The 15,024-nt window shown below is 74.2% G+C and carries 14 protein-coding genes; 10 read left to right on the top strand and 4 right to left on the bottom strand.

Annotated elements, in window-relative coordinates; all coding sequences use genetic code 11:
• The 4 genes from LE181_RS25455 to LE181_RS25440 form a co-directional block, all read right to left on the bottom strand.
• On the bottom strand, positions 1–606 hold a 606-nt coding region (locus LE181_RS25455; RefSeq protein ID WP_225663834.1), incomplete at its 3' end, for an ABC transporter ATP-binding protein.
• Positions 606–1,592, bottom strand: a complete 987-nt coding sequence (locus LE181_RS25450; protein WP_225663833.1) for an ABC transporter permease — start codon at positions 1,590–1,592, stop codon at positions 606–608. The genes LE181_RS25450 and LE181_RS25455, both read right to left, overlap by 1 nt.
• Positions 1,589–2,524: an ABC transporter permease gene (locus tag LE181_RS25445; RefSeq protein WP_225663832.1), complete on the bottom strand. Its 936-nt coding sequence runs from the start codon at positions 2,522–2,524 to the stop codon at positions 1,589–1,591. Before LE181_RS25445 ends, LE181_RS25450 begins: the two co-directional genes overlap by 4 nt.
• Positions 2,525–2,538: 14 nt before the next feature.
• Positions 2,539–4,293: an ABC transporter substrate-binding protein gene (locus tag LE181_RS25440; protein WP_225663831.1), complete on the bottom strand. Its 1,755-nt coding sequence runs from the start codon at positions 4,291–4,293 to the stop codon at positions 2,539–2,541.
• Between the two features lie 130 nt (positions 4,294–4,423).
• Here LE181_RS25440 and LE181_RS25435 point away from each other — a divergent pair, with 130 nt between their 5' ends.
• The 10 genes from LE181_RS25435 to LE181_RS25390 form a co-directional block, all read left to right on the top strand.
• A complete protein-coding gene (locus LE181_RS25435) occupies positions 4,424–5,803 on the top strand; it encodes an aminopeptidase P family protein (RefSeq protein WP_225663830.1) in 1,380 nt (459 codons plus the stop codon).
• A gap of 45 nt (positions 5,804–5,848) precedes the next feature.
• A complete protein-coding gene (locus LE181_RS25430; protein ID WP_225663829.1) occupies positions 5,849–6,994 on the top strand; it encodes an NAD(P)/FAD-dependent oxidoreductase in 1,146 nt (381 codons plus the stop codon).
• 32 nt (positions 6,995–7,026) lie between these two features.
• The gene (locus tag LE181_RS25425) at positions 7,027–7,338 is read left to right on the top strand and encodes a (2Fe-2S)-binding protein (protein ID WP_225663828.1); all 312 of its coding nucleotides are present in this window, start codon (positions 7,027–7,029) and stop codon (positions 7,336–7,338) included.
• Complete coding sequence (locus tag LE181_RS25420) at positions 7,319–8,818, top strand: FAD/NAD(P)-dependent oxidoreductase (RefSeq protein ID WP_225663827.1); 1,500 nt, start codon at positions 7,319–7,321, stop codon at positions 8,816–8,818. The genes LE181_RS25425 and LE181_RS25420 overlap by 20 nt, the downstream gene beginning before the upstream one ends.
• Positions 8,815–9,723, top strand: a complete 909-nt coding sequence (locus LE181_RS25415) for a dihydrodipicolinate synthase family protein (protein ID WP_225663826.1) — start codon at positions 8,815–8,817, stop codon at positions 9,721–9,723. Before LE181_RS25420 ends, LE181_RS25415 begins: the two co-directional genes overlap by 4 nt.
• Positions 9,724–9,767: 44 nt before the next feature.
• Positions 9,768–10,772 (top strand): proline racemase family protein, encoded by a 1,005-nt coding sequence (locus LE181_RS25410; RefSeq protein ID WP_225663825.1) that lies wholly within the window; start codon positions 9,768–9,770, stop codon positions 10,770–10,772.
• Positions 10,769–12,166, top strand: coding sequence for an aldehyde dehydrogenase family protein (locus LE181_RS25405; RefSeq protein WP_225663824.1), 1,398 nt, complete (start codon positions 10,769–10,771; stop codon positions 12,164–12,166). The genes LE181_RS25410 and LE181_RS25405 overlap by 4 nt, the downstream gene beginning before the upstream one ends.
• Before the next feature lie 46 nt (positions 12,167–12,212).
• Positions 12,213–12,920: a GntR family transcriptional regulator gene (locus LE181_RS25400; RefSeq protein ID WP_225663823.1), complete on the top strand. Its 708-nt coding sequence runs from the start codon at positions 12,213–12,215 to the stop codon at positions 12,918–12,920.
• A gap of 85 nt (positions 12,921–13,005) precedes the next feature.
• Entirely contained in the window at positions 13,006–13,992 is a 987-nt protein-coding gene (locus tag LE181_RS25395) for a CapA family protein (protein ID WP_225663822.1), read from the top strand.
• Positions 13,993–14,163: 171 nt separating this feature from the next.
• A partial coding sequence (locus LE181_RS25390; protein ID WP_225663821.1) for a phosphatase PAP2 family protein occupies positions 14,164–15,024 on the top strand: 861 nt, incomplete at its 3' end.

Below are 15,024 nucleotides of genomic sequence, written 5' to 3'. Positions count from 1 at the left end.
CTGCTGCAGCCGGGCGATCAGCTCCAGGATCTGCGCCTGGACGGTCACGTCGAGGGCGGTCGTCGGCTCGTCGGCGATGAGCAGCTCGGGCTCGCAGGCGAGTGCCATGGCGATCATCACGCGCTGGCGCATGCCGCCGGAGAACTGGTGCGGGTACTCGCCCGCCCGGCGGGCGGGCTCGGGGATGCCCACCTCGCCGAGCATCTCCACGGCCCGCCTGCGGGCCGCGGCGCGGCGGGAGCCGAAGTGGACGCGGTGGTGCTCGGCGATCTGCTCGCCGACCGTGTAGGAGGGATGGAGGCTGGAGAGCGGGTCCTGGAAGATCATCGCCATCCGGCGGCCGCGCAGCCGGTTGAGCTCCCGCTCGGGCAGGCCGACGAGCTCGCGTCCGTCGAGCACGACCGAGCCGGTGACCTCGGCGCCGGTGTGCAGGCCCATCACGGCCAGGGAGGTGACGGACTTGCCGGACCCGGACTCGCCGACGATGCCGAGCGTCCGGCCGCGGTGCACCGAGAATCCGAGCGCGTCCACCGCCCGGACCGGGCCGCGCGGGGTGGGGAAGGTGACGGTCAGGTCCTGCACGGACAGCAGGGGTGCGTCGGCCATCAGTACCTCACTCGCGGGTCGACGACGGCGTAGAGCAGGTCGACGGCCAGGTTGGCGACGACGATGAAGGCGGCGGCCATCAGGGTGACGCCGAGGATCACCGGCTGGTCGCCGGTGGACAGGGCCCCGTAGAACAGCCGGCCGATGCCGGGGAGCCCGAAGATGGACTCGGTGATCACCGCGCCGGCCAGCAGCCCGCCCAGGTCCATGCCGAAAATGGTGAGGATGGGGGTCATGCCGGCCCGCAGCCCGTGCTTGACGACGACGGTCCGCCGCGGCAGGCCCTTGGCGCGGGCCGTGCGGATGTACGGCTCCGCCATCGCCTCGATCATCGAACTGCGGCTCTGCCGCGCGTACATGGCGGCGTACAGCAGGGCCAGGGCCAGCCACGGCAGCAGCAGGTTCGACGCCCAGTGCAGGGGGTCGTCGCCGAGCGGCACGTACTGCGGGTAGGGCAGCAGCCCGGCCACCCGGATCAGCCCGTAGACCAGCATCATCGAGGTGAAGTAGACGGGCAGTGACGCGGCGGCGACTGCGCCGACCATCAGGGCGCGGTCGGTGAGGGTGTCCTTGTGCAGGGCCGCGGTGACCCCGGCGGTCAGGCCCAGCAGCAGCCACAGCACGGCCGCGCCCAGGGCCAGTGAGGCCGAGACGGGCAGGCGGTCCATCAGCAGGGCCCACACGGACTCGGAGTTCTCGTAGGAGTAGCCGAGGCAGGGGAAGGAGCAGTGCAGGGCGTACTGGCCGCTGCCCATGGTCCGGCCGGTGAAGATGCCGGTGACGAAGTCCGCGAACTGCCGCCACAGCGGCCGGTCGAGGCCCATGTGGGCGCGGATCGCCTCCAGGCGGTCGGTGCTGCACGACTTGCCGCAGGCCGCCGCCGCGGGGTCGGAGGGCAGCACGTAGAAGACCGTGAAGGTGACGGCGGCGATGGCGAGGAGCACCCCGGCGACGCCGAGGAGCCGGCGGGCGGTGTAGAGGATCATGTGCGGCTGCTCCTCGGGTCGAGCACGTCGCGCAGCGCGTCGCCGAGCAGGGTGAAGGCGAGCACCGTCAGGAACAGGCATGTGCTCGGGATGACGAAGTACATGGGGTCGGTGTCGTAGAAGGCGACGCTCTCGGCGATCATCTGGCCCCAGGACGGCGTGGGCGGGCGGACGCCGACGCCCAGGTAGCTCAGGGCCGCCTCGGTGGCGATCATGCCGGGGACGAGCAGGGTGGTGCAGGCGATGACCGGGCCCGTGACGCCCGGGAGGATGTCGCGGGTGAGGATCCGCCACGGCCCGGCGCCGCCGACGCGGGCGGCGTCCACGTACTCGCGGTGCTTGAGGGAGAGGGCCTGGCCGCGGACGACCCGGGCGACGCCGGGCCAGCCGAACAGCCCGATCACCGCCGTCATCAGCAGCACGCGGTTGACGTCCTTCGCCACCGACATCATCGCGATCATGAAGATGAGGGAGGGGAAGGACATGGTGAGGTCCATCAGGCGGGAGAGGACGGCGTCGGTGCGGCCGCCGAAGTAGCCGGCCGCGATGCCGGCCGCGGTGCCGGTGACGACGACGATGGCGGTGGCGGTCAGCGCGATGAGCAGCGAGACCTGTGCGCCGTGCACGACGCGGGCGAACAGGTCGCGGCCGGTGACGGGCTCCACGCCGAGCCAGTGGTCGGCGGAGACGCCGCCGAGCGGGCCGATCGGCCGGCCGCCGAGGTAGGGGTCGACGGCGCTCTTGTCGAACTCCTCGGGGGACCATCCGGCGAGCGCGCTGAGCAGGGGCGCGCCGGCGGCCATGAGCAGGAAGAGGGCGACGACGGCGAGGGAGACCTTCACGGAGGGACGGTGGCGCAGCTCCTGCCGGGCGAGCCGCCAGGGGCCGGTGCCCGTGGGGAGCGCGGCCGGGGAGGGGGCGGTGGTGGTCATGGTGCGCCCGCCCCTCAGCCCCGGCTCCCGGCCGGGTCCTTGAGGCCGACCGCGGCGTAGTCGAGCTGTCCGCCGAAGGAGGTCTGCCCGTAGGCCCCGGCGATGTTGGTGCCCAGCACCAGCGGCCAGCGCCGGACCAGCACGGGGACGGCCGGGGCCTTGGCGAGGATCTCGCCGTCCAGCTGCTGCCACGCCGTGGCGGCCTGCTTCGGGTCGGTCATGGCGGCGATCCCGTCCATCCGCTGCATCGTCGCGTCGTCGCGGAAGAGCGAGTGGTTGCCGGAGTTGCCCTTCTCCTTGATGAAGCGGCCGTCGAAGACGAAGGGAAGGAAGGTGGAGCCGGAGGGGTAGTCGGGGCACCAGCCGGTGTAGACCAGGTCGGTGCGGTTCTTGGTGTCGCCGATGGTGGCGTAGAAGGCGGACGGGTCGACGGTCTCGATGGTGACCTTGATGCCGGCCTTGCCGAGGGACTGCTGGATCGCCTCGGCCCGGCCCTTGTCCCCGGACGAGACCGTCATCTTGGTGGAGAAGCCGTCCGGCTTGCCGGCCTCCTTCAGCAGCTGCTGCGCCTTCCCGGTGTCGCCGGTGGCGGGGATCCTCAGGGTGTCGGGCTGCTTGCCGCCGAAGAGCGTGGCCGGCATGTAGGCGGTGGACGGGTCGTTGAAGGCGGGGCCGCCGGAGGCCGTCATGACGGCCTCCCGGTCGAGGGCGTACTGCACGGCCCGGCGCACCCTGACGTCGTCGAAGGGGGCCCGGCCCGTGTGCATCTGGAGCATGTCCGTGCAGTTCTGGGACTCGGCGAGCAGCCGCTGTCTCACCCGGGCGTCCGGCAGCACCTTGGCCGCGCTCTCCGGCCGCAGGGCGCCCCAGGAGACGGCCGACGCGTCCGCACCCTGGCTCGCTATCAGGCGGTCGTCGATCTGGTTGGCCTTCAGGCCCATGACGACGACCAGCTTGTCGGGGTACGCCTTGCGGACCTCGTCCGTCTTCGGGTCCCAGTGGTCGTTGCGCACGAGCACGAGCTTCTTGTTCCGGTCGTAGGAGTCGACCTTGTAGGGGCCGGAGGAGAAGGGCCGGTTGTCGTACTGCGGGCCCTTGTCCCGGGACTGCGGCACGGGAGCGAAGGTGGGCATCACGGTGGCGTTGGGGAACTCCGCGAAGGGCTTGCTCAGTTCGAAGACGATCGTGTGGTCGTCCGGCGTCCTGACCGAGTCGAGGTGCTTGCCCTCGGCGGGGCCGCGGTAGCCCTCGGCGCCGGCGAGGTAGCGGGCCGCGTAGTCGGCGCCGCCGGGCAGGTCGGGGGAGAAGGACCGCTCCACGTTGTACTTGACGTCCTGCGCCGTCACGGGTGTGCCGTCCTCGTACTTCACCCCCTGCTTGAGGTGGAAGGTCCAGGTCCGGGCGCCGTTGGAGGGGGTGCCGAGGTCGGTGGCGAGGTCGGGGACGATCTCGCCGCCCTGCGCCCCGGGGGCGGCCCGGTAGGTCACCAGCGTGCGGTAGAGCAGCCGGGTGCCGAAGTCCATGTCGCTCATGACCCAGTTGCGGGCGGGGTCGAGATGGGTGAAGTCCTGGTTGGACAGGACGGTGAGCGTGCCGCCCTTCTGCGGGGTGCCGCCGAGCACGGCGCCCGCGTTGGCGGCGGCGGGGTTCTTCCGCCCGCCGTCCTTGCCGCCGTCCGACTGCCGTTCACCGCCGGAACAGCCGGCCGCACCGAGTGCGAGGGGGGCCGCCAGCAGGGCGGCGAGAGCGGTACAGGTGCGCTTGTTCATCAGTGGTCACTCCGTGAACAGTCGAACAGCCGAACGCTGGCTGAAATGTGACCCGTAACATAGTAATGTGAAATTGCACTGCCAAGGCATCAGTCGCTCCGTTACCCACCTGTGTCCGAGGAGGATCCCCATGAACGAACCGACGGCCGCCGCCCCCCGGACGGTCAGTCATGACCTGCCCGTCTCCCCGGAGTTCGAGACCTTCATGGCCGGGGACTGGGCGGCCACGCCGCTGCCCGACGGCATCCGGCTGCCCGCCGCGGACCTCACCGGACACCGCCGCGCCCGGCTGTCGGCGCGCTTCCCCGGCGAGCGGCTCATCGTCCCCGCGGGGGAGCTGAGGGTCCGCTCCAACGACTGCGACCACCGCTTCCGCCCGCACAGCGCCTACGCCTGGCTGACCGGGCTGACCGGCGAGGACCAGGCGGGCCACGTGCTGGTCCTGGAACCGGACGGCCCGCACCGGCACGAGGCGGTCCTCTACGTCCGCCCCCGCTCGCCGCGCAGCGGCCCGGAGTTCTACCGGGACCGCCGCTACGGCGAGTTCTGGGTCGGCCGGCGCCCCGACCTCGACGAGGCCGAGCGTATGACCGGCATCCGCTGCGCGCACCTGGAGTCGTACGGGCAGCTCCCTCCGGGGCGCGACGCGTCCCGCGACGCCGGCCTCGCCGCGGCGCTGAGCGAACTGCGGCTGGTCAAGGACGCCTGGGAGGTCGGACAGCTGCAGGCGGCCGTGGACCACACCGCCGCCGGCTTCGAGGACGTCGTACGGGCCCTGCCGCGCGCCCTGGCGCACCCGCGCGGCGAGCGCTGGATCGAGGGCGTCTTCGGCCTGCGGGCCCGCGCCGAGGGCAACGGCACCGGCTACGACACCATCGCCGCCTCCGGCGCGCACGCCTGCACCCTGCACTGGATACGCAACGACGGCGCCCTCGACGCCCGCGACCTGCTGCTCCTGGACGCCGGCGTGGAGACCGACACCCTCTACACCGCCGACATCACCCGCCCCCTCCCGCTGTCCGGCCGCTTCTCCTCCGTCCAGCGGCAGGTCTACGAACTCGTCCTCGCCGCACAGGAGGCGGGCATCGCCGCGCTCCGGCCCGGCGCGAGCTTCCGCGACTTCCACCGCGCCGGCATGCGGGTGATCGCGGAGGGCCTGGCCGAGTGGGGCGTGCTCAAGAGCCCGGAGGGCGACTTCCACCGCCGCTACACCCTCTGCAGCAGCGGCCACATGCTCGGCCTCGACGTCCACGACTGCGCCCAGGCGCGGGCGGAGACCTACCTCGACGGCGTCCTGGAGGAGGGGCACGTCCTCACCGTCGAACCGGGGCTCTACCTCCAGCCCGACGACGAGACGCTGCCGCCCGAACTGCGCGGCATCGGCGTGCGCATCGAGGACGACCTGGTGATCACGGCCGACGGCGCCCGGCTGATGTCCGGTGCCCTGCCGCGCACTCCGGAGGCCGTCGAGGCGTGGATGGGCGAGTTGCTGGACCGCCGAGAAGACTGATCGGCGGCTCTTGGCACCCGTAGTGCAATGTGAAATATTACTGAGGTGCCTACGAGCAAATCCCCCGACGTCATCGTCGTCGGAGCGGGGGTGGTCGGCGCCGCCTGCGCCTATTACGCCGCCCGCTCCGGCCTCTCCGTCACCGTCGTCGACCGTGGCCCCGTCGCGGGCGGGACCACGGGCGCCGGCGAGGGCAACCTGCTGGTCTCCGACAAGGAACCCGGACCCGAGCTCGACCTCGCCCTGCTCTCCACCGGGTTGTGGCGCACCCTGGCCGAAGACCTCCCGCAGCACACCGAGTACGAGCCCAAGGGCGGCCTCGTCGTCGCCTCCACCGGCCCGGGCCTGGACGCACTGCGGGACCTCGCCGCCGCCCAGGCCACGGCCGGCGTCACGGCGGAGGAGATATCCGCCGACCGCCTGCACGACCTCGAACCCCACCTCGCCCCCGGCCTCCCGGGCGGCGTCCACTACCCCCAGGACGCCCAGGTCCAGCCCGCCCTCGCCGCCGCCCACCTGCTGCGCGCCTCCCGGGCCGAGGTGCGCACCGGCGAGGAGGTCACCGCCGTCCTCACCGGCCCCGGCGGCGACGTGCGCGGCGTGCGGACGCCGTCCGGCACCCTGCACGCCCCGTACGTGGTGAACGCGGCCGGCACCTGGGGCGGTGAACTCGCCCGGCTCGCCGGGTCACACCTGCCCGTCCTGCCCCGCCGCGGCTTCGTGCTCGTCACCGAACCGCTGCCGCGCGTCGTACGGCACAAGGTCTACGCGGCCGACTACGTCGCCGACGTGGCGAGCGCCTCGGCGGCCCTGCAGACCTCGGCCGTCGTCGAGGGCACCCCGGCGGGCCCGGTCCTCATCGGCGCCAGCCGCGAACGCGTCGGCTTCGACCGCACCCTCTCGGTGGAGGTGCTGCGCCGCCTCGCCGCCCAGGCCACCGCACTGTTCCCCGTGCTCGCCCGGGTGCACGCCCTGCGGACGTACGCCGGATTCCGCCCCTACATGCCCGACCACCTGCCGGCCATCGGCGCCGATCCCCGCGTCCCCGGCCTGCTGCACGCCTGCGGCCACGAGGGCGCCGGCATCGGACTCGCCCCGGCGACCGGCCTGATCGTCGCCCGGCTGCTGACCGGCGGCGCACCACCGCTGGACGTCACGCCCTTCCGCCCCGGCCGCTTCGCCACCGCCTGAGCAGCCCACCCCCCTTCGAGAGGAGGCCCGCAGTGGCCCGTACCCCCGCCGACCTGGTCGGGGCGGACCCCGGCCCGCCGTTCCGGATCACCTTCGACGGCCGTACGGTCACCGCCCTGCCCGGCCAGTCCGTCGCCGCCGCACTGTGGGGCGCCGGCATCCTCGCCTGGCGCACCACCCGCGACGGCCGCCCGCGCGGCGCCTTCTGCGGCATCGGCCAGTGCTACGACTGCCTGGCCACCGTCAACGGAGAGCCCAACAAGCGGGCCTGCCTGGTCCCCGCCCGGCCCGGGGACGCCGTCACCACCCAGGAAGGACACGGCCATGTCCCGCTCGGCGTCTGAGCCGTACGACCTCGCGGTCGTCGGCGCCGGCCCCGCCGGCCTCGCCGGGGCCGTCACCGCCGGCGAACTCGGCCTGTCCGTCGCCCTGCTGGACGCCTCCGCGCAGACCGGCGGCCAGTTCTTCCGCCACCCCGCCCCCGCGCTGGGCGCGGCCCGGCCGCAGGCCCTGCACCACGGATGGCCCGCCTTCGCCGCACTGCGCGAACGCCTGGCGGCCGGCGGCACCGACCACTTCACCGGCCACCACGTGTGGACCGTGACCCGGGAGGGCGAGGACGCCTGGACCGTGCACGCGCTCACCGGCCCCGACGGCGACGGCGACCGGCCGGTGCGTGTGCACGCCCGCGCGGTCCTGCTCGCCACCGGCGCCCAGGAACGGCACCTGCCCTTCCCCGGCTGGACCCTGCCCGGAGTCGTCGGCGCCGGAGGCGCCCAGGCCATGCTCAAGTCCGGGCTCGTCCTGCCCGGCCGGCGCGTGGTCGTCGCCGGCAGCGGGCCGCTGCTCCTGGCCGTGGCCTCCTCGCTCGCCACCGCCGGCGCCCGCGTCCCCGCCGTCGTCGAGGCGGCCGGCTACCTCGGCTACGCCCGCCACCCCCGCGCCCTGGCCACCAACCCGCACAAGCTCCTCGAAGCCGTCGTCCACGGCTCGCTGCTGCTCCGCCACCGGGTGCGGCTGCGCACCCGCAGCGCCGTCACCGCCGTCCACGGCACCGACCGCGTCGAAGCCGTCACCGTCTCCCGGATCGACCGCGCATGGCGGCCCGTCCCCGGAACGGACCGCCGCATCGCCTGCGACGCCCTGGCCGCCGGGCACGGCCTCGCCCCGCAGATCGAGCTCGCCACGACCCTCGGCTGCGCGACCCGCCGCACCGCCGACGGCACGCACGCCCTGCTCCTGGACGAGCTGCAGCGCAGCTCGGTGCCCGGCCTGTGGTCCGCGGGCGAGACCGGGGGAGTGGGCGGCTGGCAACTGGCCGCCGTCGAGGGCGAAGTGGCGGCCCGGGCGGCCGCCGCCCATCTCCGCTCCCGGCCCGCCCTCGCCCACGACCGGCGCATGCGCGAGCTGCGCCGCCGCCGGGACCGCATGCGCGCCTTCGCCGACGCCATGGCCGCGGCCCACGCCCCCGGCCCCGGCTGGACCGGCTGGCTCACCGACGACACCGACGTCTGCCGCTGCGAAGAGGTGACCGCGGGCCGCATCCGCGAGGCCGTCACCGACCTCGGCGCCCGGGACGCCCGCACCGTCAAACTTCTCACCCGCGCGGGCATGGGCTGGTGCCAGGGCCGCACGTGCGGGGCGGCCGTGGCCTGCCTCGCGAGCGCCGGTACGGCGCAGGGGACCGTACCGCCGTCCGCCGAACGCAGGCCGCTCGCCGTGCCCGTACCCCTCGGCGTCCTGGGCTCCGACCCCCCTGACACGGCCCGCACGACCCCGGCCGCACGACCCGCTCACCCACCGAAGAAGGGCTCCCGCACATGACCGCCACCTCCTGGAACACCGACCGCCCCTGGCGCGGCATCATGGTCGCCACCGCGCTCCCGCTGCGCGCGGACCTCTCCGTCGACTACGACGCCTACGCCGAGCACGTCCGCTGGCTCATCGACAACGGCTGCGACGGCGTCGTGCCCAACGGCTCCCTCGGCGAGTACCAGACCCTCACCGACGACGAGCGCGCCCGCGTCGTGCGCACCGCCGTCGAGGCGGCGGGCGACGGCGCGCGCGTGATGCCCGGCGTCGCCGCGTACGGCAGCGCCGAGGCACGCCGCTGGGCCGAGCAGGCCGCCGAGGCCGGCTGCGGGTCCGTCCTGCTGCTGCCGCCCAACGCCTACCGCGCCGACGAGAGTGCCGTCCGCGCCCACTACGCCGAGGTCGCCCGGGCCCAGATCCCGGTGGTGGCGTACAACAACCCCATCGACACCAAGGTCGACCTGACCCCCGCCCTCCTGGCCGGCCTGCACGGCGAGGGCGGCATCGTGGCGGTCAAGGAGTTCAGCGGCGACGTCCGGCGCGCCTACGAACTGGCCGAACTGGCCCCCGACCTGGACCTGCTGATCGGCGCGGACGACGTCCTCCTGGAGCTCGCCGTCGCCGGCGCCGTCGGCTGGATAGCCGGCTACCCCAACGCCTTCCCCGCCACCTGCGCCGAGCTGTACCGCGCGGCCGTCGCCGGGGACCTGCAGACGGCACGCCCCCTCTACGCCTCGCTGCACCCCCTGCTGCGCTGGGACTCCAAGACCGAGTTCGTGCAGGCCATCAAGGTCTCCATGGACCTCGCCGGCCGCCACGGCGGACCCACCCGGCCGCCGCGCGGCCCGCTGACGGGAGCGACGGCGGCCGCGGTGCGCGCCGCCACCGAGAAGGCCCTCGCCGACGGTCACCACTGACCGCCGCAGCCAACTGCCCCGCAGCCACTGCCGAAAGGACGTCCGTGCGCACCCGTCACGTCTTCCACGCCGTCGACTCGCACACCGAGGGCATGCCCACCCGCGTCATCACCGGCGGAGTGGGTGTCATACCCGGCGCCACCATGGCCGAGCGCCGGCTGCACTTCATGGAGCACCTGGACCACCTCCGCACGCTCCTGATGTACGAACCCCGCGGCCACGCCTCCATGAGCGGCGCGATCCTCCAGCCGCCCACCCGCCCCGACGCCGACTACGGGGTCCTCTACATCGAGGTCTCCGGCGTGCTGCCGATGTGCGGACACGGCACCATCGGCGTGGCCACCGTGCTCGTCGAGACGGGCATGGTGCCGGTCAGCGAGCCCGTCACCACCGTACGGCTGGACACCCCGGCCGGGCTCGTCACGGCCGACGTGCACGTCGAGGACGGCGCGGCGAAGGCCGTCACCTTCACCAACGTGCCCGCATTCTCCGTCGGCCTGGACCGCACGGTGGACGTGCCCGGCCACGGGAAGGTGACGTTCGACCTGGCCTTCGGCGGCAACTTCTACGCCTTCGTCGACTCCGACGCGCTGGGGCTCCCCTTCGGCCGGGAGCACAAGGACGAGCTCCTCGCCGCGGGACTCGCCGTCATGGACGCCGTCAACGCCTCACCGGACCGGCCCGTCCACCCCGAGGACCCCGGCATCAACGGCCTCAAGCACGTCTACCTCGCCGCGCCCGGCTCGGACGCGCACCGCTCCCGGCACGCCATGGCCATCCACCCGGGCTGGTTCGACCGGTCCCCCTGCGGCACCGGCACCTCCGCCCGCATGGCACAGCTGCACGCCCGCGGCGCGCTCCCGCTGGAGAGGGACTTCGTCAACGAGTCCTTCATCGGGACGGAGTTCACCGGCCGCCTGGTGGGGGAGACGGAGGCCGGCGGGCTGCCGGCGGTCGTCCCCACCATCACCGGCCGCGCCTGGATCACCGGCACGGCCCAGTACTTCCTCGACCCGGACGACCCCTTCCCCGGAGGTTTCCTCCTGTGACCACCGACCCGGCCGCCACCGACCCGGCCTTCGTCGTCTCCCGCAATCCCGCCGCCCCCGACGACGTCCTCGTGCGGCTGCGGGCCCCCGGCCCCGCCGCCGCGGCCGACGCCGTCGAACGGGCCCGCGCCGCCCAGCCGCAGTGGCTGCGCGCCGGCGCGGCCGCCCGCTCCTCGGCACTCGGACGGGTCGCCGACGCCGTCGACGCCGCCGCCGGCGAGCTGGCCGCCCTGGCCGTACGGGAAGTGGGCAAACCACTCACCGAGGCGCGGGCCGAGGTGGCCCGCACCGCCGCGATCTGGCGCTACTACGCCCAGGCCCCCTACGGGCCCACCGGCGCCGTCCACGAGCCGGCCGCCGGAGAGGGGCTGCTGCTGACCCGCCGCCGCCCGCACGGCGTCGCGGGCCTGATCACCCCGTGGAACTTCCCCTTCGCCATTCCCGGCTGGAAGGCCGCGCCGGCCCTGGCGGCCGGGAACACCGTCGTCCTCAAACCCGCGCCCGAGGCCACCGCCTGCGCCCTGCGGCTGGCCGACGTCGTCCGGGAGGCGCTGCCCGAGGGGGTGTTCCGGGTCGTTCCCGGCGGTGCCGCCGAGGGCGACGCCGTCCTGCGCACCGCCGACGTCGTCTCCTTCACCGGCTCCACCGCCGTCGGCACCACCGTCGTGCGCACGGCCACCGACCGGGGCGTGCCCGTCCAGGCCGAGATGGGCGGGCTCAACGCGGCGATCGTCCTGCCCGACGCCGACATCGGCCGGGCCGCGGCCCACATCGCGGCGGCCATCGCCGGGTACGCGGGCCAGAAGTGCACCGCCACCAGCCGGGTGATCGCCGTCGGTGCCGCCCTCGGCCCCCTGCGCGAGGCCCTCGGGGAGGCGCTGCGCGCGCTCCCGGTGGGTGACCCGGCCGACCCTGCGACCGTCTGCGGGCCGCTCGTCTCCGGGCGGGCGCGCGAGCGGTTCACGCGGGCTCTGGACGGGGTGTCCGTCCTCGCCGCGGGCACCGCCGTCGACGGACCCGGCTGGTACGCGGCGCCGACGCTGGTGGAGAAGGTGGCGCCGGGCCACGGCCTGCTGCGGGAGGAGGTCTTCGGGCCCGTCGCGGCCCTGCTGCCCGCCGACGACCTCGCCGACGCCGTGCGCATCGTCAACTCCGTGCCGTACGGGCTCGTCACCTCGGTGCACACCGCCGGCCTCGATGCGGTGCTGCACGGACTGGACGGCCTCGACACGGGCATGATCCGTGTCAACGCGCCGTCCACCGGCGTCGACTTCCACCTGCCCTTCGGCGGGGCGAAGGCGTCCGGGCACGGCCCGCGCGAACAGGGGCGTGCCGCGCTGGAGTTCTACACCGCGAGTCGCACGTACACCCTGGCCCCGCAAAGCACAATGTGACATTGTACGCTGGTGGTCCAGTCCAGCGGGGCACGAAAGGGACACCATGGGGCACCTCAAGCAGCGCAACCTCGTCACCGCCACGGAGCGGCTGCGCGATCAGGTCGCCCACGCCCTGCGTGCCGCGCTGATCTCCGGTGAACTGCGCCCCGGCGAGGTCTACTCGGCACCGGGGCTCGCGGAGGACTTCGGCATCTCCGCGACCCCGGTGCGCGAGGCGATGCTCGACCTGGCCCGCGAGGGCCTGGTCGAGCCGGTCCGCAACAAGGGCTTCAGGGTGACCGAGGTCAACGAGCGCGACCTCGACCAGTACACCGAGATCCGCACGCTGATCGAGGTGCCCATGACCGGCCGCATCACGCGCATCGCGACCGCCGAGGACCTCGAAGTGCTCCGCCCCGTCGCCGAGGAGATCGTGCGCGCCGCCCGCGAGCACGACCTCATCGGCTACCTGGAGGCGGACCGGCAGTTCCACCTCTCCCTGCTCGCGCTCTCCGGCAACGAACGCCTCGTCGAGACCGTCAGCGACCTGCGCAAGCGCTCGCGCCTGTACGGGCTGACCGCGCTGGACCGGCGCGGCGAGCTGATCCCCTCGGCCGAGGAGCACCTGGAGCTGCTCGACCTGATGCTGGCGGGCGACGCCAAGGGCGCCGAGAAGTGCATGGCGCGGCACCTGGGGCACGTGCGCTCGCTCTGGGCCAAGGGCGACAAGGAGGAGGCGCCGCAGGCCGGGCGCCGCAAGGCCGCCCGCTGACGCGGCCGCACGGCCGCCCTCGTCCTCCGGGGGCCGCGCGCCGCATACTGGCGGCAAGGGCGGCTCCCGGAGGAAAGGGGAGCGCATGGCGCCGATCACGATGGCGATGGCCGGCGACACCATGCTCGGGCGCGGCGTCGGAGAGCGGCTGGCACAGGCGCCGGAGCCGGACACGATCCTGTGCCAGGAGCTCCGCGAGATCGTCGCGGCGGCCGACCTGTTCGTCGCCAACCTCGAATGCTGCGTCTCCGGCCGGGGCGAGCCGTGGCCCGCGCCCGGCAAGCCGTTCTTCTTCCGGGCCCCGCCCGAGACCGCGGACGTCCTCGCGGAGCTGGGCGTGGACTGTGTGACCCTGGCCAACAACCACGCCCTGGACTTCGGCTACGACGCCCTGACGGACACCCGGAAGCTCCTGACCCGGGCAGGCGTCCGGGCGGTGGGGGCGGGGCCGGACGCGGGCGCCGCCCGCGCCTACGCCGTGCTGGAGGCCGGCGGGGTCCGGCTGGCCGTGGTCGGCGTCACCGACCACCCGGAGGACTTCGCGGCCGGGCAGGACCGCCCCGGAGTGGCCTTCGCCGACCTGCGCCGGGGCGTACCCCACTGGCTCGCCGAGCTGGTGGCGCGCGCGGCCGCCGACGCCGACGTGGTGCTCGTCACCCCGCACTGGGGGCCCAACATGACCGCCGCCCCGCCCCGCCACGTGCAGGACGCCGCCGCGGCCCTGCTGGCGGCCGGCGCGACCCTGATCGCCGGGCACTCCGCCCACGTCTTCCACGGGGTCGCCGCGCGCGTCGTGCACGACATGGGCGACTTCGTCGACGACTACGCCGTCGACTCCCGGCTCCGCAACGACCTGGGACTGCTCTTCCTCGTCACCCTGGACGGCCCGGACCCGGCCCGCCACCGGCCCGTCCGCCTCGAAGCGGTGCCGCTGTACCTCGACTACTGCCGCACCGTCCCGGCGCGCGACGAGCACTGGCAGTGGATCCACGACCGGTACGTCCGGGCCTGCGCCGCGTTCGGCACCGCCGTGGCCGTACGGGACGGACGCCTGGTCGTCGACTGGGCGTAGGGCCGCGGCCCACACAGCGTGACCGGCGCCGCGGCCGGGCCCTACGCGCGTGTAGCTTTTGCTGTGCAGCCGCGCCGACGTCATCTGCGCGGCATGTACTCGTCATCCGACCGTACGCCTACCGTGCTGCCGCCCCGGTACCGCCATACCGATACGAAGGACGCCCCACCCATGCCCTACGTGCGCCACTGGCTGCGCTACTCCCTCCTGCTGTTCGCGACCGCGATCGCGCTCGGGACGGTCGCCGCGCATACGCGGCTGATCCAGCCGCACGACCTGGACCTGGACCGCACGATCCAGACCAACACGCGCACCGGCTGGCTCAACCACACGATGGAGGCGGTCAGCTACTGCGCCTCGCCGGTGGCCGGCGTGATCATCCTCGCGATCTGGTGCGGCTGGCTGCTGTTCGTCAAGCGCCGCCCCATCACCGCGTCGGCGACCTTCCTCGTGGTCGCGGTCGGCTGGAACAGCACGCAGCTGGCCAAGGCGATCGTGGCGCGGCCCCGGCCGCCGCGCGAGTTCATGCTCGACCCCGAGATCGGCTCCAACAGCTTCCCCAGCGGCCACACCGCCTTCACCGTGGCGGTCGCCCTGGCCGTCTTCTTCCTCTTCCGCGAGTCCCGGCACCGCCGCACGGTCGTCCTCCTCGGCGTCCTCGCGGTGCTGCTGGTCGCCTTCTCCCGCATGTACGTCGGCGCCCACTACCCGACCGACACCTTCGGCTCGGTGCTGATCGCGAGCTCCGCGATCCTCTTCGTGACCGGCGTGTGGCACGCCTGGCTGCTGCCCCGGCTGGAGACCCTCCCGGTGCTGGGCGGCTTCCTCGGCCGCTTCGGCCTGGCGGAGGAGCGCGCCGCGCTCGCGGCGGCGGAGCAGGGCGCCCACCACGACGGCGGGTACTACGACGGACCGTACGACGGCCAGTACGGCGGATACGGCGAGCACCCCGGCCAGGCGGGCCCCGCGGCCGGCCACGGGCGGCGCCGGGCGGCGGGCCCGGCCTCCGGCGGGCGGCACCGCCGGCACGCG

Source organism: Streptomyces sichuanensis (genome assembly GCF_020328095.1).
GTDB lineage: Bacteria > Actinomycetota > Actinomycetes > Streptomycetales > Streptomycetaceae > Streptomyces > Streptomyces cinnamoneus.
The sequence above is the reverse complement of the archived record's forward strand: the minus strand, read 5'-3'. Positions and strand labels throughout refer to the sequence as shown.